The 20472-nt window shown below is 30.4% G+C and carries 19 protein-coding genes; 11 read left to right on the top strand and 8 right to left on the bottom strand.

Translation table 11 applies throughout. The annotated features are described in order from the left end of the window. Positions 1 to 4: 4 nt before the first annotated feature. The 7 genes from glmS to ABNK64_RS04110 all read right to left on the bottom strand — a co-directional run bounded on the left by glmS (position 5) and on the right by ABNK64_RS04110 (position 8137). Positions 5 to 1828: a glutamine--fructose-6-phosphate transaminase (isomerizing) gene (glmS, locus tag ABNK64_RS04140; RefSeq protein ID WP_349763576.1), complete on the bottom strand. Its 1824-nt coding sequence runs from the start codon at positions 1826 to 1828 to the stop codon at positions 5 to 7. Between the two features lie 258 nt (positions 1829 to 2086). Then, positions 2087 to 3097 (bottom strand): electron transfer flavoprotein subunit alpha/FixB family protein, encoded by a 1011-nt coding sequence (locus ABNK64_RS04135; protein ID WP_291255996.1) that lies wholly within the window; start codon positions 3095 to 3097, stop codon positions 2087 to 2089. Between the two features lie 44 nt (positions 3098 to 3141). Continuing rightward, positions 3142 to 3927 (bottom strand): electron transfer flavoprotein subunit beta/FixA family protein, encoded by a 786-nt coding sequence (locus ABNK64_RS04130; protein WP_291255997.1) that lies wholly within the window; start codon positions 3925 to 3927, stop codon positions 3142 to 3144. A 56-nt stretch (positions 3928 to 3983) separates the two neighbouring features. After that, positions 3984 to 5129, bottom strand: coding sequence for an acyl-CoA dehydrogenase (locus ABNK64_RS04125; RefSeq protein WP_349763575.1), 1146 nt, complete (start codon positions 5127 to 5129; stop codon positions 3984 to 3986). 541 nt (positions 5130 to 5670) lie between these two features. Continuing rightward, the gene (locus ABNK64_RS04120; RefSeq protein ID WP_349763574.1) at positions 5671 to 6609 is read right to left on the bottom strand and encodes a TDT family transporter; all 939 of its coding nucleotides are present in this window, start codon (positions 6607 to 6609) and stop codon (positions 5671 to 5673) included. A 202-nt stretch (positions 6610 to 6811) separates the two neighbouring features. Beyond that, on the bottom strand, positions 6812 to 7501 hold the full coding sequence (locus tag ABNK64_RS04115; protein WP_349763573.1) for a YwaF family protein: 690 nt from the start codon (positions 7499 to 7501) through the stop codon (positions 6812 to 6814). A gap of 15 nt (positions 7502 to 7516) precedes the next feature. Then, a complete protein-coding gene (locus ABNK64_RS04110) occupies positions 7517 to 8137 on the bottom strand; it encodes a ribonuclease H1 domain-containing protein (protein WP_349763572.1) in 621 nt (206 codons plus the stop codon). A gap of 157 nt (positions 8138 to 8294) precedes the next feature. On the opposite strand from ABNK64_RS04110, the gene rpmE reads away from it, so the two are divergent. Together rpmE and upp are read left to right on the top strand one after the other, a co-directional pair. Beyond that, the gene (gene rpmE, locus ABNK64_RS04105) at positions 8295 to 8507 is read left to right on the top strand and encodes a 50S ribosomal protein L31 (RefSeq protein WP_291256002.1); all 213 of its coding nucleotides are present in this window, start codon (positions 8295 to 8297) and stop codon (positions 8505 to 8507) included. Between the two features lie 66 nt (positions 8508 to 8573). After that, a complete protein-coding gene (gene upp / locus ABNK64_RS04100; RefSeq protein ID WP_349763571.1) occupies positions 8574 to 9197 on the top strand; it encodes a uracil phosphoribosyltransferase in 624 nt (207 codons plus the stop codon). A gap of 60 nt (positions 9198 to 9257) precedes the next feature. Here the strand turns inward: upp and pdxR are convergent, their stop codons facing one another. Continuing rightward, on the bottom strand, positions 9258 to 10652 hold the full coding sequence (gene pdxR, locus ABNK64_RS04095) for a MocR-like pyridoxine biosynthesis transcription factor PdxR (protein ID WP_349763570.1): 1395 nt from the start codon (positions 10650 to 10652) through the stop codon (positions 9258 to 9260). A 177-nt stretch (positions 10653 to 10829) separates the two neighbouring features. On the opposite strand from pdxR, the gene pdxS reads away from it, so the two are divergent. The 9 genes from pdxS to ABNK64_RS04050 all read left to right on the top strand — a co-directional run bounded on the left by pdxS (position 10830) and on the right by ABNK64_RS04050 (position 20471). Continuing rightward, positions 10830 to 11705, top strand: coding sequence for a pyridoxal 5'-phosphate synthase lyase subunit PdxS (pdxS, locus tag ABNK64_RS04090; protein WP_349763569.1), 876 nt, complete (start codon positions 10830 to 10832; stop codon positions 11703 to 11705). Position 11706: 1 nt separating this feature from the next. Beyond that, on the top strand, positions 11707 to 12270 hold the full coding sequence (gene pdxT / locus ABNK64_RS04085) for a pyridoxal 5'-phosphate synthase glutaminase subunit PdxT (RefSeq protein ID WP_349763568.1): 564 nt from the start codon (positions 11707 to 11709) through the stop codon (positions 12268 to 12270). A gap of 146 nt (positions 12271 to 12416) precedes the next feature. Next, positions 12417 to 13031: an NUDIX hydrolase gene (locus ABNK64_RS04080; protein WP_349763566.1), complete on the top strand. Its 615-nt coding sequence runs from the start codon at positions 12417 to 12419 to the stop codon at positions 13029 to 13031. Positions 13032 to 13091: 60 nt separating this feature from the next. Continuing rightward, on the top strand, positions 13092 to 13577 hold the full coding sequence (rfaE2, locus tag ABNK64_RS04075; protein WP_349763565.1) for a D-glycero-beta-D-manno-heptose 1-phosphate adenylyltransferase: 486 nt from the start codon (positions 13092 to 13094) through the stop codon (positions 13575 to 13577). After that, complete coding sequence (gene tsaE, locus ABNK64_RS04070) at positions 13570 to 14034, top strand: tRNA (adenosine(37)-N6)-threonylcarbamoyltransferase complex ATPase subunit type 1 TsaE (RefSeq protein WP_291259054.1); 465 nt, start codon at positions 13570 to 13572, stop codon at positions 14032 to 14034. The genes rfaE2 and tsaE overlap by 8 nt, the downstream gene beginning before the upstream one ends. Next, positions 14015 to 14707, top strand: coding sequence for a tRNA (adenosine(37)-N6)-threonylcarbamoyltransferase complex dimerization subunit type 1 TsaB (gene tsaB, locus ABNK64_RS04065; RefSeq protein WP_349763564.1), 693 nt, complete (start codon positions 14015 to 14017; stop codon positions 14705 to 14707). The genes tsaE and tsaB overlap by 20 nt, the downstream gene beginning before the upstream one ends. A gap of 60 nt (positions 14708 to 14767) precedes the next feature. Beyond that, positions 14768 to 16084: an FAD-dependent oxidoreductase gene (locus ABNK64_RS04060; RefSeq protein WP_349763563.1), complete on the top strand. Its 1317-nt coding sequence runs from the start codon at positions 14768 to 14770 to the stop codon at positions 16082 to 16084. A 99-nt stretch (positions 16085 to 16183) separates the two neighbouring features. Next, a complete protein-coding gene (locus ABNK64_RS04055; RefSeq protein ID WP_291256008.1) occupies positions 16184 to 16501 on the top strand; it encodes a thioredoxin family protein in 318 nt (105 codons plus the stop codon). Positions 16502 to 16691: 190 nt separating this feature from the next. Beyond that, entirely contained in the window at positions 16692 to 20471 is a 3780-nt protein-coding gene (locus tag ABNK64_RS04050) for an LPS-assembly protein LptD (protein WP_349763562.1), read from the top strand. Position 20472: the final 1 nt, after the last annotated feature.

Raw genomic sequence — 20472 nt, 5'->3', positions numbered from 1 at the left:
CTTTTTATTCAACTGTAACAGATTTTGCTAAATTTCTAGGTTTATCAACGTCTACTCCTTTTTCTACTGCTGTATAATAAGCTAATAATTGTAGTGCTATATTAGCAACAGTTGGAGCAATTATATCTTCTATATTTTCAAAAGTAATGAAATTATCAGATATTTCAATAATATTTGTATATCTCTCCTTAGTAATAGCTATAACATAAGCTCCTCTAGCTTTTAACTCCTTTATATTAGAGAGCATTTTCTCAACCATATCCTCTTGAGTAGCAATAGCAATTATAGGTGTACCCTCTTCAATAAGGGCTATAGTTCCATGTTTTAACTCACCAGCTGGAAAAGCTTCAGTATGTATGTAGCTTATCTCTTTCATTTTTAGAGATCCCTCTTGACAGCATTTGCTATCTATTCCTCTACCTATGTAAAAGGCATCATTTTTATTTTTTAAAAACCCACTGATAAGTTTTATCTCCTCTTTCTTTTTTAGAATGAGATCAATATTATTTGAAAGTTTATAGATAATATCTAGATAACTATGATAACTCTCATTGTCAACTACTCCATTTTTCTCACCTAAATAGATAGCTAATAGGTAAAGAAGGGTAACTTGTGCTGTATAAGCTTTAGTTGAAGCAACAGAGATTTCAGGTCCAGCAGTAGTATATAGAACCATATCTGCTTCTCTAGCAATACTAGATCCCAACACATTTGTGATAGCTAAAGTTTGAGCTCCTTTACTTTTTGACATCTTCATAGCCATAAGAGTATCCAATGTTTCACCAGATTGACTGATAAAAATAACAAGGGTATTTTCATTTATGAAAGGATCACTGTATCTAAATTCAGAGGCAATATCAACATCAGCCTTGATTTTAGATATATTTTTTAAAAAATGTGCTCCTTGAAGTCCAGCATGGTACGCAGTTCCACAAGCAACTATATAGATCTCTTTGATCTTAGATAGATCAATATTTAAAGAGGAGTTAAAGTTAATTTTACCTAAATTGTCAGTATATGTATTCAGTGTTTTTTCTACAATACTAGGTTGTTCTTCAATCTCTTTTAGCATAAAGTGAGGATATCCATTTTTACTAGCTTGTTCCATATCCCAATCTATTTTTATAATATCTTTAGTAATTTCTACTCCAAAAGAGTTGAAAACTTTAACACTATCTTTTTTTAGAATCGCTATCTCATTGTTATCTAGGAATATCACATTTCTAGTATATTTTAAAATAGCAGGAACATCAGATGCAATAAAATTTTTGTTTTTTCCAACTCCTATTATCAAAGGACTATCCTTTCTTGTACAGATTATTTGTTCAGGATTATCCCTATCAATTATTCCAATAGCATAGCTACCTCTCAATCTCTCCTTAACTTTTAAAATTGTAGTTATTGGATCATCAATGTAGTATTTAGAAAAAAGATGAGCAATCACTTCACTATCTGTTTGAGAAGTAAATGAACACCCATCTTTAATAAGTTCAGCTTTAATTTCTAAATAGTTTTCAATAATACCATTATGAACAATGGCTACCCTTTTATCATTACTAAAATGTGGGTGGGAGTTTTCATCACTAGGATTTCCATGAGTAGCCCATCTAGTATGACCTATACCAATAAAAGATCTCTCCTCTTTATCTTTTAAAAAATCTTTTAAATTTTCCAATTTACCACTTTTTTTAGCAATGAAGATACTGTCATTTTCGATAATAGCAAGACCACAAGAGTCATAACCTCTGTACTCAAGCTTATTAAGTCCATCTAATATGACCTCCATTGCTTTTCTTTCATCTCCTACATAACCGATTATTCCGCACATACAAATCCTCCTATATATTAAATTGTTAATGTTCATAGGAGATTGTTACTTATTACCCCTTTGTCCTCTAAGTTATCTTAAAGTTTTGTACTGGTAATGGCTGTAACCACCTCTGGAGTATCCGCCGAATTTTCGATAAACTCCAGTCCTCGTCAACTTAAAAAAGTTCTGGCGCTCTTAAATTTAATCTCCCTATAGAGTTAATTATAACTTATAAAAAAAAGCTGGTCAAGTGTTATTTGACCAGCTTTAAATCTATTATCTAGATTCTTTAGCTTTCTTTAAAGCTTCTAATAATTGAACAGCGATCTTATTAGCATCTCCAACAATTCCTAAGTCAGCTATATTGAATATAGGTGCTTCTTTATCTTTGTTGATAGCTACGATATATTCAGATTCTTCCATACCTGCAACGTGTTGGATTGCTCCAGAGATTCCACAAGCGAAATAGATATCAGGTCTAACAGTTTTTCCTGTTTGTCCAACTTGTCTATCATGCTCAATAAATCCAGCATCTACTGCTGCTCTTGATGCAGATACAGTAGCTCCTAATTCAGTAGCAACTGATTGTAAAGCTGCAAAGTTTTCAGCAGATCCAATTCCTCTTCCTCCAGATACAAGTATCTTAGCTTCAGAAATATCAACTTTATTTTTAGTTTCTTTAACTACTTGTAAAACTTTTACTTTCATTTTAGAGTTATCTAAAGTTACAGAGAAGTTTTCAACTTCTGCTCTTCTTCCCTCTTCTTTAGGAGATTTTTGCATAACTCCTGGTCTTACTGTTGACATTTGAGGTCTGTGATCAGGACAGATGATAGTAGCCATTAAGTTTCCACCAAATGCAGGTCTTGTCATTTCAAGTCCTCTAGTTTCAGCATTAACTTCTAGTCTAGTACAGTCAGCTGTAAGTCCTGTATTCATTCTTGAAGATACTCTTGGTGCTAAATCTCTTCCTAAAGTAGTAGCTCCGAATAGAACTATTTCAGGTTTTTTAGCATCAATTATTGCTTTAAATACTTGAGCATAAGCTTCAGTATCATATAATTCTAATTTAGGTTGATCTACAACGATAACTTTATCTGCTCCATATTCTCCTAAAGTATCAGCTAATTTTCCAACATTATATCCTATTAATGCTGCTGTTACTGGAACGTCTAAAGTTTGAGCTAATTCCTTAGCTTTTCCTACTAATTCAAGTCCAACGTTTTGAAGTACCCCGTCTCTTTGCTCTGCAAATACTAATATTCCTCTATAATCATTTAAATTCATTCTCTTATCTCCTTTATCCTAAGGTTATTAAGGTTTTTTGTTAATTAGATAACAAATTTCTCTTTTAATTTTTCAACAATTAATTCAACAGCTTCTTTAGTGTCTAATTCAAATACTTTACCAGCTTGTTTAGCTCCTTTAGTAAATGATTTTTTAACTTTTGTAGGTGATCCTTTTAATCCAATTATTTCAGGATTTATTTCGATATCATCAAATGTCCAAGTTTCAACTGGTTTATCAAATGCTTCAACGATTCCTTTAACTCTCATATATCTTGGAGCGTTAGCTTCAGTTAATACAGTTACAAGAGCAGGTAATTGAACATTTACTAAGTAGTATCCATCTTCAACAACTCTTTTTATAGTTAAGCTATTGTCTTTATCATCATATTGCATCTCTTTAACATAAGATACTTGTGGTAAATCAAGGTGCTCAGCAATTTGTGGACCTACTTGAGCAGTATCTCCGTCTATTGCTTGTCTTCCAGCGATTATTAAGTCTGCATCTATTTTTCTTAAAGCAGCAGCTATAGTGTTAGAAGTAGCTAAAGTATCAGCTCCTCCAAATTTTCTATCTGTTAATAGTATTGCTCTATCTGCACCCATTGCATAAGCTTCTCTTAAGATAGCCTCAGCTTGAGGTGGTCCCATTGTAATAACAGTTACATGGGCATTATATTTATCTTTTAATCTTAATGCTTCTTCTAATCCAGCTTTATCATCTGGGTTCATAATACTAGGAACTCCATCTCTAATTAATGTTCCTGTTACTGGATCTAATTTTATCTCAGTTGTATCTGGAACTTGCTTTATACAAACTACTATTTTCATCTTGCATCCTCCATATATTAATTCCTGAACTTTTAATTTCTTAAATTATTTAATAACTATTTTAAAAGATTTCCAGAGATTACCATTCTTTGAACTTCTGAAGTTCCTTCATAGATCTCAGTAATCTTAGCATCTCTCATCATTCTTTCTACTGGATATTCTCTAGTGTATCCATATCCTCCGTGTAGTTGAACTGCTTTTGTAGTTACTTCCATAGCAGTTTCTGCAGCAAATAGTTTTGCTCTAGCAGCATCTACTGTATATGGTAGGTGGTTGCTTTCTCTCCATGCAGCTTTGTAAACAAGAAGTCTTGCAGCTTCGATCTTAACTTCTAAGTCAGCTAATTGGAATTGAGTATTTTGGAATTGAGCTAATGCTCTCTTGAATTGTTTTCTCTCTTTTACATAGTTTACAGTTTCATCTAAAGCACCTTGTGCGATTCCTAATGCTTGAGAAGCAATTCCTATTCTTCCTCCATCAAGAGTCATCATAGCAATTTTAAATCCTTTTCCAACTTGTCCTAATAAGTTTTCTTTAGGGATTCTTGCATTTTCAAATATTAATTCACAAGTAGAAGATCCTTTGATTCCAAGTTTTTTCTCTTTTTTACCTACAGAGAATCCAGGAGTTCCTTCTTCAATAATGAAAGCAGATATTCCTTTTAGTCCTAATGATTTGTCTGTCATAGCAAATATTACATATACGTGAGCATATCCAGCGTTAGTTATGAATATTTTAGAACCGTTGATAACCCATTCATTTGTTGCTTCATCTAAAACAGCAGTAGTTTGTTGTCCTGCAGCATCAGTTCCAGCATTTGGCTCAGTTAATCCGAAAGCTCCAATCCACTCTCCACTTGCTAATTTTGGAATATATTTTTGTTTTTGCTCTTCAGTACCAAATTTTAAAATTGGCCAAGTTCCTAATGAAGTGTGTGCAGAAACAATAACTCCTGTTGTACCACAAACTCTAGAAAGTTCTTCTACAGCCATAGCGTACATTACGTTATCTCCACCAGCTCCACCATACTCTTTAGGAATAGGGATACCCATTAATCCAATTTCAGCCATTTTCTTAACTGTTTCTACTGGGAATCTCTCCTCTTCATCAACTTCAGCAGCTAGAGGTTTTACCTCTTTTTCAGCAAATTCTCTTATCATTTGTCTGAAAAGTTCATGTGTTTTAGGCATATTAAATTCCATTCTTTTAATCCTCCTACAAAAAAAATTACTCTTTCATTATTTTGCTTGAACTCATAATATAACTTTTTCAAAATTTATTTAGTATAATTTTAAAGTTATTAATCCTATACTGGGACGAAAAAGCAAACTCCCCTTGATACTCCCCTTACCTAGCAGTTTTTAACTACTATATAGAATCAGATAGATTTAGAAACAAAAAATATTTTCTGTTTAAATCCTATTGATTCTTCCTATCGATAGTATAGCATATTTTTATAAAAAAATTAAGTTTTTTTAATAAAAATCACATTTAGTTATAAAAAGAAAATAGTATTTATTGAACTTTTTACAAACATCTAGTCTATCCATAGGACTCATATTATTAGTTATATCAATAATTTACTTTAATGTCAAGAATATATTGATATTTATTTTTTTACACTCAAATTTTAATCTCAAGAAATTGAAAAACTAACCATTTTAATTCTTCCCAAATTAAAAAGACTATCAGCCCTAATAAAGGGCTAATAGCCTTAAAAAAAATATGAATTAGGATGTAAAATTAAGCAAGAATATTCTTCTTAATAAAGATTAACATTTTTATGAATATTCCTGAGATTAAGATAGTAGCCATAATAGATGCTATACAGGCAAAGTCATACCAAAACTCTCCTCTAGCTAGATCAAAACTACTAATGTATTTTGAATATTTTAAAATAGCAGTAGAACTTATAGCCAATGGGAAAGTGAATGATGCATATACTGGAGTAAAATCTAATCTAAAAATTTTAAACATTGCTATATATATTAATGCTGTCATAAATATTCCTAATGGAAAAAGAAAATTTACAATTGTAGGATTAGGGCTACTAAAAGCAACCAAGTAACCAGCTAAACATAGATTTGGTGGAGCAGCCATAATAGCAAATGTAGGAAGTCTTGCATCATCAATTCTTTCTACAAAAATTATTCTGTACAACATCAATGGTAACATAACTATATAAAAAACAAAACCAATATAGAAAATTATCTGTGTTAAGAATGGCATACCCATAGATGAAGAGCTTACACAAGCTACAACTATTCCAATTGGTGGAACAAACCAACTTGGAATCATATGATGCATATTCCAAGAGTTGCAACGATGGTAAATAAATGATGTACCAAATATAAAGTGTAAAACTATACATAATAGCCATAAACCTTTTCCTAAAACAGGGGAAAAGTGATATAACACTACAGAAAAATTCATCAGAGCCATATCTAAAGTGGGGATAAAACTTCCTATTGTTGGGTGTTTCAACTCTTCTTTAAAAACATCAAAATGTAAAAAGTTTTTAGTAATTATAGGTAATAATAACATTAAAGAAATAAAATTTCCAATATACAAAAAAGCAGGATTAAAAATAGCAGACAAAGCTCCACTTATTCCTGATATTCCTAAAGCCAAACCAGTAAGTGCCACAGGCAAAGCCTTAAAAATCTCTTTAAAAGATCTCATAATACTCTCCTTATTATAAATTTTTAATTAACAGAGTTATTATAATATTTTTATAAAAAATAGTCCAGTTAAATATTAGTAAAATTTATAATTATTTATTTTATGATAATAAAAAATTATTATAGATGTAGAAGAGTAATAAAAAAACTACCAAAATATTCTAATTTCAGTAGTTTTTTAGTGATTTAGAAATGTTTATATTTTAATAAAAACTCTCTTTTTTAAACTTTACAGATCTATTTCTCATAGGAAGATAAGCAATATAAGTGATAATAATATATATTAACTCTGCAACAATGATGTAATTAGGCCACTCTCCAAAATAGTTCAGTGGAGATGAAAACGAAGGTAACCTATTTATATATAGATAGTTTGTGCCAAGTTTATCATTTATAAAATACACTCCCAAAGCTATTAAATTAATAGAAAAGAAAGCTGAAAAATAGCCACCTAATGTAGGTCTAAATTTGAAGTGTACATATGCATAGATCACTGCAAATAATATATAAAAATGTGTAATGAAAAAACTCAAAGTCATAAAATTAGGAAATGAGTACTTTATATCTGGTGTAATGATTGCAAAAATAGCTCCTAAACTCCAGTAATAACAGAGTTGAAACAAGGTATTAGAACCACTGAGCATCATAATTATAATAAAAATTAGAGTTATATTACAAAGATGAAGTGGTAAAAGTTGAGAGATACTTTCACTATTATACATATATCTATAAACCAATTCACTGATTTTAAGTAAAAATATTGCTACTGCAGAGATTTTTGCAAATCGTTTTTTATTAAAAAAGTTAGCAATAATTATTAAAAAAATAAAAAATAAAACATTGGAAAAAATTATCCAAAAATGTTCACTACTAAAAACCTTAAAATTCTCCATACCAAAATTCCCCCTTTATCTGTGGAATCCTAAATCTGCAGGATTATAATCTCCAGAAATATAGTGAATATTTCCACCATTGTTTTCAAAGATTTTTCTAGCTCTTATAACCCTTAAGATCAGCTCCACTGTCTCTGGTGCCAAATTATCTCTCTTATACATACCTTTTGACCAGAAATAGAGAACTAAATTACTATCTCCATAGATATTTTTATAATTTAATTCTGTTGCAATATCAATAGCTAGTAAAAGACCCAATAATTCACCAAAGTTATTAGTTTTTTCTTTTCCAAGATAGATATTATCAAACTCATTAGTTGGATATCCTAATGTATTATGATGTAATAAAGATTTTCCACTTTCATCAGTTACCCTTGTTTCTACTCCAATACCTCTACCAGTTCCAGCATCAAAATATATTCCAGAAGAAAGATTTTTTTGAATCTCTCTCTTTATTTCAGCTTTTTTTTCATAGTTAGCTCCATTGGATAACCAAAGTTTCCCCTCTGCAATAGTTGGAAAAGATTTATATCTCGCTTTTTTTCCAGATACAATTAACTTACATTCATCCCAAGTTTCAACTATTCCACTTTTATTTTCCTTTTCTAAGAAATATGCATAAATTTTTTTTGCCACACTTTTCCTCCTGAAATGTATTCATAGAGATATCTTAGCTCATAAATTAAAATTTTACAATTTTTTTTTGAAACAAACAAAAAATAGTTGCACAAAATTGAGAAGTATGATAAAATAACTTCGATATTAAGAAAAATTTTTGTAGGAAGGTGAAAATATGAGAAACGGAATTCATCCACAATATAATGTAGTAACTGTTGAGTGTACTTGTGGAGAAAAATTTGAAACAAGATCAACATATGCTAAAGGGAGCGAACTTAAAGTAGCAGTATGTTCAAAATGCCATCCATTCTATACTGGAAAGGCTAAATTTATCGATGCAGCTGGAAGAGTTGACAAATTCAATAAAAAATATAGCATCAAAAAATAGTTTATTAAAGGAAAGTAGGGTTAATATCCTACTTTTTTTATAAAAATATATTTAAGGAGGAATGACATGGCGGTAATAGAGATTAATCACCCATTAATTCAGCATAAATTAACATTGATGAGAAGTGTAGATACTGACACTAAATCATTTAGAGAAAATTTAAATGAGATTGCTAAACTTATGACATATGAGGCAACAAAAAATTTAAAATTACAAGATAAAGAAGTTACAACACCTCTTATGACAACAACAGGTTGTGAATTACAAGATAGATTGGCAATCATACCAATATTAAGAGCTGGATTAGGAATGACAGATGGAATACTAGATCTTATGCCAACAGCTAAAGTTGGACATATAGGAGTATATAGAAACGAAGAGACATTAGAACCTGTATATTACTATTGTAAACTTCCTGTAGATATAACTTCAAGAAAAGTAATAGTAGTTGATCCTATGTTAGCAACAGGAGGATCTGCTGTATATGCAATAGACTATTTAAAAAATCAAGGAGTAAAAGATATTATATTTATGTGTCTTGTTGCTGCTCCAGAAGGAATTGCAAAACTTTTAAATAAACATCCAGATGTAGCTATATACACAGCTAAAATAGACCAAGGTTTAACAGCTGAAGGGTATATTTATCCAGGACTAGGAGATTGTGGAGATAGAATATTTGGAACTAAATAACTAATATCAATAAAAAGGATGTTACAATAATAATTTGTGACATCCTTTTATTTTTCTATACTAATTAATATTAATTAGCTCAGAAAGCACTTTTTTAAACAACTTTATTCCTTTTTTTATTTGATTAGAATTACATTGGGCAAAACTTAAACGCAAATAGGTTGAATAATTTATAGAAAAAACAACACCAGGAATAATCCTGACACCTTCTTTTATAAGTTTGAAATATATGGCTTCTCCAGTGATATTAGGAGGAAGTTTTATCCAAAAAGATAAACCACCTTGAGGTTTGTTAAAACTAATTTCTGTAATTGTTGAAAGTTCATTAAAGAGTAACTCTTGTTTTATAGAGTACTCTTTTCTGAGTTTAAAGATATAGTCCATCCAAATGTTATTTTCTAGAAAATATTGAAAAATTCTTTGATTTAATCCAGAGGTGGAAATATCTGTAGAATACTTTGTTCTGATTACTTCAGAAACTATTGATGGTGGAACAATCATAAATCCTATTCTAAATCCAGGCATAAAAATTTTGGAGTAACTTTTTATAAAAATAACTCTATCTTTATTATCTAAACTTTTAAGTGGAAAGATTTTGTCTTTAAAATAAAGTTCAGAGCTACTATCATCTTCAATAATATAGAAGTTATATTTTTCTGCTAAATTTAAAAGTTTGTATTTTTTTTCCTGAGATAGAGTTATTCCAGTAGGATTTTGGAATATAGGAATTATATATAGTAGTCTAATTTGGTTATATTTTAAAAAGTTTTCTAATAATTCTATATTAATTCCATCTTTATCAAGAGGAATTCTTTCGATTATTGCTCCTTTTTCTTTAAAACTATTAATTGCTCCTTTATAAGTGGGATCTTCAACAATTACGATATCATTATTTTGGATAAGAACTTGGCTAATTAAATTGATTCCTTGTTGAGCTCCAGAGATTATCTGTATATTTTCAAGTTTTGTTTCTATATCCATAGTTTTTAATGTTTTTAAGATACATTTTCTAAACTCAATATTTCCTTGTGGGAGCTCATAGAGAAGCGCTTTTTCACCTTGAGTGTCTAATATAGAATTGATGGTACTTTTTAAAATATCTATAGGAAAAAAATTGCTTTTAGGTGAAGCTGAAGAAAAATCAATGTTACAGTTGTCAGTAAAATAATTGTATTTAAACTCTTCATTTATCATATAATCTTCTGGATAAAAAAAGTGATTATTTCTATTATATTTTATATAGAAACCACTCCCTTTTTTAGAGAAAACATAAGCATTTTTTTCTAATAATTCGTAAGCTTTAATTACAGTAAAATTACTAACTTTAAATTTTTTAGCTAATTTCCTAATTGAAGGGAGTTTATAAGTCAATTTTTCACTTTCAATATCTTTTTTTAAGAAATTATATAATTTAAGATAAAGGGTATCACCATCTTCTAAGATCAATTTATCCATAAATTTATACTCCTATTTACTAATTTATTTCTTTATCCATTTAAAAGTGTACCGATACAATTTTAGATGAATAAATTGAATTTATGTATTTAATATGTAATAATAAAATTGTAGATTATATTAATACTTGTATCTTAATTATAATAAAATTTTCAAAAAAAATAAAGGGGGATTATTATGGAAAGACATGAATTAAATAAGAACTTGGCACAAATGTTAAAAGGTGGAGTTATAATGGATGTTACTACTCCAGCTGAAGCAATTATAGCAGAAAAAGCAGGAGCTTGTGCAGTAATGGCTTTAGAGAGAGTACCGGCAGATATTAGAAAAGCTGGTGGTGTAGCAAGAATGTCAGATCCTAAAATGATAAAAGAGATTCAAGCAGCAGTTTCAATTCCTGTTATGGCAAAAGTAAGGATTGGACATTTTGTTGAAGCTCAAATATTAGAGGCTTTAGAGGTAGATTATATAGATGAAAGTGAAGTTTTAACTCCAGCAGATGATAGATATCACATAGATAAAACTAAATTTAGAGTTCCTTTTGTTTGTGGAGCAAAAAATCTAGGTGAGGCTCTTAGAAGAATACAAGAGGGAGCTAGCATGATAAGAACTAAGGGGGAACCAGGAACAGGAGATATAATTGAAGCTGTCAAACATATGAGAAGAATGAATGAAGAGATAAGAAGAATAAGTTCAGTGGCTGAATCAGAACTATATAATATAGCCAAAGAATTAGGAGTTCCTTATGAGTTATTAAAGTATGTGTATGAAAATAAGAAGTTACCAGTTGTAAATTTTGCAGCTGGAGGAGTTGCTACTCCAGCAGATGCGGCTTTAATGATGCAGTTAGGTTGTGATGGTGTTTTTGTGGGCTCAGGGATATTTAAATCTGGAGATCCTGCTAAAAGAGCTGCAGCAATAGTAAAAGCTGTCACAAATTATAATAATCCTAAAATATTGGCAGAAATATCAGAAGATTTAGGAGAAGCTATGGTTGGAATAAATGTTTATAGTTTAAATCAAAATGAAAAAATGGCTGATAGAGGTTATTAAAATGAGAATAGGAATATTAGCTTTACAGGGAGCCTTTTTAGAGCATAGACAGAGATTGGAAAAATTAGGTGTTGAAAATATCTATGTGAAAACTAAAGAGGACTTAGATCATATAGATGGAATAATTTTACCAGGTGGAGAGAGTACTGCTATGGGAAAATTATTAAGAGAATTAAAAATTTTAGAGAAATTGAAAAGAATGATAGAAGAGGGATTGCCAGTATTTGGAACTTGTTCTGGAATGATTTTATTAGCTAAAAATTTATATAATGATAAAACTTGTCATTTGGGAACTATGGATATAGAAGTAAGAAGAAATGCTTATGGAAGACAATTAGGTAGTTTTTCATACTTGGGAGATTTTAATGGTATGGAGAATAAAATAAAAATGGCATTTATTAGAGCTCCTTATGTTGAAACTGTTGGTGAAGGAGTAAAGATTTTAGCTAAAGTTAACGGGAAAATAGTTGCAGTGAGGGAGAGAAATATGCTTGCTACATCTTTTCATCCAGAATTAACTGAGGATTTATCTATACATAAATATTTTTTAAGTATGATAAAATAATATTTTTAATGTATAAAAAAGGGAGATACTAGGTATTTCTCTTTTTTTTATGTCCAAAAAATATTTGAAAAATAATTGTATAAACACTTTAATTTGTAACATATAAATGATAAAATTTATATATAAAATGATTGAAGAGGGAAAATATGAAGAATAAACTTTTGAAGTTATTATCAGATAATAAGAATGCAATAATAGGAGAAGAGAAGTATATTGTAGCTGCAGTTCTTATAGCTATGGTTGTGATAGAGGGAGAGGAGTATATAGTATTAGAGAAGAGAGCCTCACAGATAAGACAGGGTGGAGAGATCTCATTTCCAGGTGGAAAGTATGATGTAGCAGATTTAACAACAGAAACCACAGCTTGTAGAGAAACCTATGAAGAGTTAGGTATAGATAGAGAGAAGATAGAGATACTGGGAAAATTTGGTAGTTTGATTACACCAAGAGGAATGTTACTAGATATCTATGTTGGACAACTAAATATAAAAAATGTAAAAGAGATGAGATTTAATACAAGTGAAGTGGAGAAACTCCTATTTGTTCCAATTAAATTTTTTAAGGAGAATGAACCGAGAATAGAAAAGATAGAGATGAAAAATATACCTATGTTTTCACCTAGTGAGTTGAAACTACCTAAAAGGTATGGAAACTCTTGGACTGGGTATTTTAGAGATGTATACTTTTATAATTATCAAGAAGAGGTAATTTGGGGAATTACAGCAGAAATTATATACGAGTTTATACAGAAGTATAGCTAACCTTAAGAAAAAGTGATATAATATAGAGGAAAATAGTTGGATAACAGGAGGTTGTTAAAGATGATATTAAGCAGAGAAACAGCTGCAAGAGTGATAGAAGAGTTAAAACTTCAAGGTAAAAAAGTAGTGTTTACAAATGGATGTTTTGATATTTTACATGTAGGGCATTTAAGATATTTAAATGATGCTAAAAAACAGGGGGATGTATTAATTGTAGGGGTTAATTCAGATAGCTCAGTAAGAAAGTTAAAAGGTCCAACTAGACCAATTAATAATGAGATTGATAGAGCTGAGATGCTATCAGGATTAAAAGCAGTAGATTTTACATTGATATTTGATGAACTTACACCTATAGAGACATTGGAGAAAATAAAGCCTTCAATACATGTAAAGGGAGGAGATTATAAAAAGGAGGAGCTACCAGAGACAGCTACAGTGGAGAAAAATGGTGGTGAAGTTAGAATCTTGTCCTTTGTTGAGGGAAAATCAACTACTAATATAGTAAATAAAATACAATTTAAAGATGATGGAGGAAATGATGAATAAGATACTCACTTTTGAAGAGCTAGATAGATTAGCAGAGAAGTTAGCTGATTTTTCTAGTGAAAATACAGTGATAGCTCTTATAGGTGATTTAGGAACTGGAAAAACTACATTTTCACAGAAATTTGCTAAAGCTTTGGGAGTGAAGGAGCAGATAAAAAGTCCAACATTTAACTATGTATTAGAGTATTTAAGTGGAAGATTACCACTATACCACTTTGATGTATATCGTTTAGGTGAAGCAGAGGAGATATATGAGATAGGTTATGAGGACTATTTAAATAGTGATGGAGTCCTTTTGATTGAATGGGCTAATATAATAGAGAGTGAGCTTCCTAAAAAATATATTGAGATTAAAATAAACTATCATACTGAAAATACTAGAGAAGTGGAATTACAGTATATAGGAGATGAAATGAAAGATAAGGAGATGTTGGAGTATGTTGGTTTTAGCCATTGATACAGCTACAAAGATAGGAAGTGTAGCTCTTTATGATGATAAAATTGGAGTGATAGGAGAGTTAAATATATATGTTAAGATAAATCACTCAGCAGTTATAATGTCAATGATAGATAATCTATTTAAAATGACAAAATTAACTATAAATGATGTGGATAGAATAGCTATAACAGTTGGACCAGGATCGTTTACAGGAATAAGAATAGGAGTGGCTGTAGCTAAAGGTTTATGTTATGGAACAGAAAAAAGTATTGTTGGAATAAATGAGCTAGATCTATTAGCTAATAATATAGAGGGATTTCAAGGTGAGATTGTATCATTAATAGATGCGAGAAAAGAGAGAGTATACTACTCTATATATGAAAAAAATAGTGAATTAAAAAGAGTGAGTGACTATAAAGATGGGGAGATAAGAGAGTTATTAGAAAACTTAAAAGGAAAGACTCCAATTTTTTGTGGAGATGGTGCTATAGCATATGAGAGTATAATCAAAGAGATTTTAGGAGAAGATGCTAAAATAGTTACTAGAGCTAACTCAATCCCAAGAGCTGTAATAGCAGGACAGTTATCAATTACAAGAACTGAAGATAATCTATATACTTTAGAGCCTTTTTATGTAAATAAATCTCAAGCAGAAAGAGAAAGAGAAGAGAGATTAAGCAAGAATTGTTAAGTAGTTTGTAAATAAAATTAAAATAAATTATGATACTTAAATTCAAATGGAGGGAACTTTATGTTAGTAAAAAAGTGGAGATGTACAGTTTGTGATGAATTATTTGACTATGACAAAAAACCGTCTAGTTGTCCAGTATGTGGAGTTGGACAGGAGCTTTTTGAATTGGTAGAGGTAGAGGTATCAGAAAACTCAATAGAAAAAGAGGTGGATATATTAATAATTGGAGGTGGAGTTGCAGCTGTAAATGCAGCAGATGCAGTTTCTAGTAGAAATAAAAAAGCTAGAATAACAATAATTTCCAAAGAAAAATATCTACCATATTACAGAACAAGATTAACAGAGATAATAGACAATGAGATTCCTATGGAGAGAATGTTGATAAAAAAAGAGAGTTGGTATGCTGAGAGAAATATCAAACTACTACTTGAAGAGGAGGTTATCTCTGTAGCAACAGATGAGAAATTTGTTGAGCTGGCTAGTGGGAAAAGATTGAATTATGATTCTTTAGTAATAGCTAGTGGAGCTAGATGTTTTGTTCCACCATTTGAAAATAAAGATCTAAAAAATGTTAGAGTTATAAGAGAGATGGCAGAAACTTATGATATAATTGATACAGCCAAAAAATCTAAAAAAGTAGTTGTGATAGGTGGAGGAGTTTTAGGACTTGAAGCTGCTTGGGGATTTAAAAATTTAGGTTTAGATGTAACTGTATTAGAAGTTATGCCAAGAGTTCTTCCAAGACAATTGGATGAAAAAGGTAGTGAGTTATTAGAAAAATTGATAAAAACTTCTGGAGTAAATATTATGACAGGAGTAGAGATTAAAGGATTTGCAGGTAGCGATTGTGTAGAGAAAGTAGTGTTGAAAAATGGAGTTGAATTAGATGCTGATTTGGTTATAATCAGTGCTGGTATTGCTCCAAACAAAGAATTTATGCTTTCTACTAAGATTGCTGTAAATAGAGGTATCATAGTAAATGAGAAGATGGAAACATCTATAAAAGATATCTACGCTTGTGGAGATATAGCTGAATATAATGGAAAGATAATAGGATTGTGGCAAGTAGCTATGGAACAAGGAAAAATTGTAGGTGCTAATATTTGTGGTGAAGAAAAAATTTATAGTGAGCAGATACAACCACTTAGCTTTGAAGGAATGAATACACAACTTCTTTCTATTGGAAATATAACTGATTCAGGTGAGACAGTTGTAGACTATAATGCAGAGAAAAATATCTATAGAAAATTTTTCTTTAAAAATGAGATTCTAGTAGGGGCACTATTGATAGGTGATACTGGAAAATCAGTGGCAGTGATAAAAGGTGTAAGAGAGGGAGTTAGAAAAATCCAGATCTTAGCAAAATTATATAATTAAAGCTTGGCTTTTTTTTGAAAATATTGTACAATGTAAAGAAACAATTTCTGACTACTAAAATTAAGAGTTTTGAACATTATCAGAAATTAGGAGGAAGAATTGAATAGGTTAATAAACTTAAATGACGCAACTTTTTCTGAATACTTGAATAGTGAAGAGGAGTTAGTAATACTTAATTTTGTAACAGAGTGGTGTGGTCCTTGTAAGATGTTACTTCCTATTTTAGAAACAATATCTACAGAAGAAAAGATAAAAGTATTCAAGGTAAATGTTGATGAAAACCCAAACTTAGCCTATGAGTTTGGAATAACTAGTGTTCCCGTAACCATATTTTTTGGTGAAGGAAGTAGAATATGCCAATTAAATGGAATGAAATCAAAAGAGGAACTGAGAGAAAAATTAAGGGAATTGAGATAGATAGAGCTCTTGATTTTGATAGTTAAATTAAAAATTAAAGAGAGGGAAATCGTTTCTAAACATATGAAAAATATGATTTTAGAGATGATTTCTTCTTTTTATTTTATTCTTTTAAATAAATTTTAGACAAAATAAATAAAGATATGGTATAATTATCTAATAATATTCAGTTTGCAGAGAGGATTAGATTATGAGGGATAGGATAAGATTAGCAGTAGCATTCGTAGTTGTATCATATATAGTTTTTGGAATAAAACTGGAAGAGATTCCAGCAGTTTCAAATTTATCTTCTTCAGCCACTCAAATCGAATTGAAAAAAGAGAGAGAAGGGGCAATATTAGCAGGAACAGATGAGGTAGAGATCGACCTATTAAATAATACATTAAAATCAAAAAATGGAATAAATTTAAAACAGGGAGATTTAGAACTAAAGGCCTATGATATAAGAAGAGATATTGAAAAGAATAGAGCTTATGTGAATGGAGAACTTCAAACGCTTTTTTCTAATGAGGTAGGAGACTTGAGCCTACAGTCATTAGAGGGTGGGAATGTATCACTTGCAGGAACAGATGGGGAATTTTATAAAAATTTTGGATATTTAGATGTCTCTAAAGTAACTGGAGCTGAAGCACCAAATAATAATATATATTTTGGTGGGGATAAGATTCAGTATAAAGATAATAAAATTTTCATAAATGATGGATGGCTTACAACGGATTTTAACATAATGAAAACGAAAGATCCAAATGATGCAGGATATCATTTCTTATCTGAAAATATAATAATAGAGCCTGATAAGCAAATTACTTTAAAAAATAGTGATTTCTTTCTTGGAGATAAAAGTAGACTACCATTTAGATTTCCTTGGTATAGAGCTAATATAAGACAAGGTTCACAAGTACCATTGTTTCCTCAGTGGGGAACAGACGACTACTATGGTTGGAATGTTTCTTGGGGATTTTTGTATGGAGATAGAGGAGATAAGTATATAGGTGGATTTGCTCCGAAATTTGCTGATACTATGGGTGTTTTGGTAGGTAGATGGGAGAACTGGTATAAAACTGATAACTTTGGAACTATGAAGTTGGATGTAGATGATTGGTTAGTTCATTCTAAGGAGAAGAGTTTAGATACAAGTAAATTAGATCCTATGAAAGATGCTGGAAAGTATTTAGAGCATGAAGAAAAAAAGAAAAGATACAGAGTGAACTATACTCACGAATATGATGCTGAGTATGGGAAACTGTATTTTAACACTATAAATGCAACTTATAATATGATACCTAGGTTGGAAGATATAGTAGTAGACTATACAAACAACAATAGATTTGGAGCGAAAGAGGAAGAGGGAGTAAGACCTGATCTGACTAAAACTATGAGTTTTTTCAGTATGGATGCTGATTTAAAAAATCTAGGTGCTGATAAGGATATAACGTTAAAGAGTAAGTTGAAATTAACTGATGATAAAAAAGCTTATGCTTTAATGGTATATGATGATATAGATGATGTATCTTATGGAAGTAGTATAGATAACGATCTATTTAGTCAGGTGGAGTTATATAAAGACAATAAGAGCTATAAAATAGGTGGATACTATAATTATTTATACGATATGGATCCAGGATCAACATTTGATGATACTCAATCTAGAGCAGAGGATTTTGGTTTTGAATACTTAGATAAGGAAACTAAAGTAGGATTCTCTTATGATGAGAAAAACGGAGATAGATTTAGAAAGCTTGGACTTTGGGAGAGAGATCCGAAGTTGGATAGCCTACTTAAATACAATAGTATGTATGGTAGTAAATTTAAAGCTGATTATTCTCCAAGTATGGTAAAAGAGTATAATGAGTTTGATACAAAAGATTTGAGAGTATCTTTTGGAGAGTATGATTTTATAGGGGATTACAAGATAAAGCCAGGGTATGATTACTATTCAGAGATCAGAGAGCTAAATCTTGATAATGATCCATTGAGAGAAAAAGTTATAAAAGGAAATGAAAGAAGTAAGCAGTATAATAGATTTGAAGATATTATTTATAGCAATTTTGAGCAAAAAAGAGGTTATGTAGATATATTCAATGATACTACTAAATTTACTTTTGCTGGTGGAAAGACAGAGGAGGAGTTCTGGGATAGAACCGGAATTTATACAGCTGATGGATATAGAAAATATATTAATAATTCAGATTTCTATGAAGTGAGTGCTCAAAGAGATGAGATCTCTTTAGATAACTTTGGAGAGATTGCTCTGTTTGGAGGACTTAGATACGATAAGTATACCAGTGGTTACAATCCATATAGCAATAATGGAAAAGGAAATTTTGCTAGTGGAGAGGATTCTACATTAAGAACTCAATTGAAGTTAAATCATACAATGACTGTATTTAATAACGAAGAGAATAGAGATAGAACTATAGATCTATCTATGGCTAATAATTTGACGTTATTTTATCAAAGATATGACTATGATTCTGGAAGTGTAAATTTTGGTGAAGATACTAATGGAAGAAGTGCTGAGTATATAAGATTAAAAAATAAAGATAATATATACCAAGTGAAGGATAGTATTAATACCACAGTTGGGAACACTGAAACTATATATACTATAGATTACAAAAGAGCAGAAAATCCAGCTACTAACAAATTAAATAATGAAGTTGTAAAAAATGATCTAGAATTTAAAATAGATGGAGATAAATCATTAGTTTTAAATTATGGTGAAGATAAAAAGTATACAGATGAGACTTTAAATAAAGAGAATTATAACTACTACACTTTTAGAGACTATGGTGTGACTTACTATTTAGGAGATCATAGATTGTCTTATCAAAACAATAGTATAGATTCAAAAATTTGGGATATAGATCCTAAATACAACAATGGATTGAATATAGATAATGCTAAAGAAAAAATTAGATTGAATACCTATTCATATGAATATACTTTTGGAGATAATAGATTAGGACTAGATTTTAGTGAAGGTAGAGATAATAGAAGAAACTATAAGACACCAGAGGAAGAGCTAGATGTTAAAAACCAAATTTATGGAGTATCTTTCTTAGATGGTGGAGATGTAGAGAATTACTATAGAGCGACTTATGAGATCTATAACCACAATGAAAAAGGTGCTAGAGATAGTAATTTAGGATATAACCTTCAAAACTCAGATATAATCTCATTTAACTATGAATATAGAGATAAGAGATTTAGTGATGATGAGTTGAGAAGATATGCAGAGATAGAGTTTGATAAGGATTCTAACTCATTGACTCCACAAGAGATATATAGAGTTAGAGATATATTGAGAAATAGAGAGAGAAATCATGTAGATTTTAAATTGAATAGAAGTATCTATGATGATTTTACAAATATGGCAGAGTATAAACGTAATTTCAGAGTTAATTTGATGTTACAGAGAAACGAAGCTAGATACAAGATGACAGAGGACTACTGGGACTCTCTTGAAGAGATACAAGCTGGAGTATTCTATTCACAAAATAGATTTGGTATAGGATATGAAATTGAGGAAAATTCTAGTTGGAGAGATAAAAAAGGTGTTAAAGCCAAAGAATGGGGCAAAGTAGATAGAGAACATAAGATAAGCCTAGTAACGAAGATTGGTAAACCAAGTGAAGGTTGGACTTTAAAAACTTATGCTAAGTTCTATGAAGATCTGACAGGAGAGATAAAACAAAGTAGTGACGAGAGAGCTAGAAAATCATCTTTAGATGGATTAGGAATAGAGATTGGAAAAGAGATGGGATACTATCAATGGTCACTGGCATTTGAGAAAGAGTATGTTTTAAGTGCTAGAGATTATGAGTGGAGAGCAGCTCTTCAATTTACACTTCTAACCTTCCCAAGCAATCCAATATTTGGTATAGGTGCTGATACTGGTGTAGATAAGAAAACTAAGCCAGAAACCTATATGTTTGACGGATTGAAAGTAGAGGATATAGTAGATTAAA

This window comes from Fusobacterium sp. SYSU M8D902 (genome assembly GCF_040199715.1).
GTDB lineage: Bacteria > Fusobacteriota > Fusobacteriia > Fusobacteriales > Fusobacteriaceae > Fusobacterium_A.
Note: the sequence above shows the minus strand (reverse complement) of the source record. Positions and strands in the feature narration are given on the sequence as shown.

Bases quoted from the DNA above. Each gene is read 5' to 3' on its own strand.
- glmS (WP_349763576.1), bottom strand. From the start codon at position 1,828: ATGTGCGGAATAATCGGTTATGTAGGAGATGAAAGAAAAGCAATGGAG.
- ABNK64_RS04135 (WP_291255996.1), bottom strand. From the start codon at position 3,097: ATGAATTTAAATGATTATAGAGGAATATTAGTATTTGCAGAGCAAAGA.
- ABNK64_RS04130 (WP_291255997.1), bottom strand. From the start codon at position 3,927: ATGAAAATAGTAGTTTGTATAAAGCAAGTTCCAGATACAACTGAGATA.
- ABNK64_RS04125 (WP_349763575.1), bottom strand. From the start codon at position 5,129: ATGGAATTTAATATGCCTAAAACACATGAACTTTTCAGACAAATGATA.
- ABNK64_RS04120 (WP_349763574.1), bottom strand. From the start codon at position 6,609: ATGAGATCTTTTAAAGAGATTTTTAAGGCTTTGCCTGTGGCACTTACT.
- ABNK64_RS04115 (WP_349763573.1), bottom strand. From the start codon at position 7,501: ATGGAGAATTTTAAGGTTTTTAGTAGTGAACATTTTTGGATAATTTTT.
- rpmE (WP_291256002.1), top strand. From the start codon at position 8,295: ATGAGAAACGGAATTCATCCACAATATAATGTAGTAACTGTTGAGTGT.
- upp (WP_349763571.1), top strand. From the start codon at position 8,574: ATGGCGGTAATAGAGATTAATCACCCATTAATTCAGCATAAATTAACA.
- pdxR (WP_349763570.1), bottom strand. From the start codon at position 10,652: ATGGATAAATTGATCTTAGAAGATGGTGATACCCTTTATCTTAAATTA.
- pdxS (WP_349763569.1), top strand. From the start codon at position 10,830: ATGGAAAGACATGAATTAAATAAGAACTTGGCACAAATGTTAAAAGGT.
- pdxT (WP_349763568.1), top strand. From the start codon at position 11,707: ATGAGAATAGGAATATTAGCTTTACAGGGAGCCTTTTTAGAGCATAGA.
- ABNK64_RS04080 (WP_349763566.1), top strand. From the start codon at position 12,417: ATGAAGAATAAACTTTTGAAGTTATTATCAGATAATAAGAATGCAATA.
- rfaE2 (WP_349763565.1), top strand. From the start codon at position 13,092: ATGATATTAAGCAGAGAAACAGCTGCAAGAGTGATAGAAGAGTTAAAA.
- tsaE (WP_291259054.1), top strand. From the start codon at position 13,570: ATGAATAAGATACTCACTTTTGAAGAGCTAGATAGATTAGCAGAGAAG.
- tsaB (WP_349763564.1), top strand. From the start codon at position 14,015: ATGTTGGTTTTAGCCATTGATACAGCTACAAAGATAGGAAGTGTAGCT.
- ABNK64_RS04060 (WP_349763563.1), top strand. From the start codon at position 14,768: ATGTTAGTAAAAAAGTGGAGATGTACAGTTTGTGATGAATTATTTGAC.
- ABNK64_RS04050 (WP_349763562.1), top strand. From the start codon at position 16,692: ATGAGGGATAGGATAAGATTAGCAGTAGCATTCGTAGTTGTATCATAT.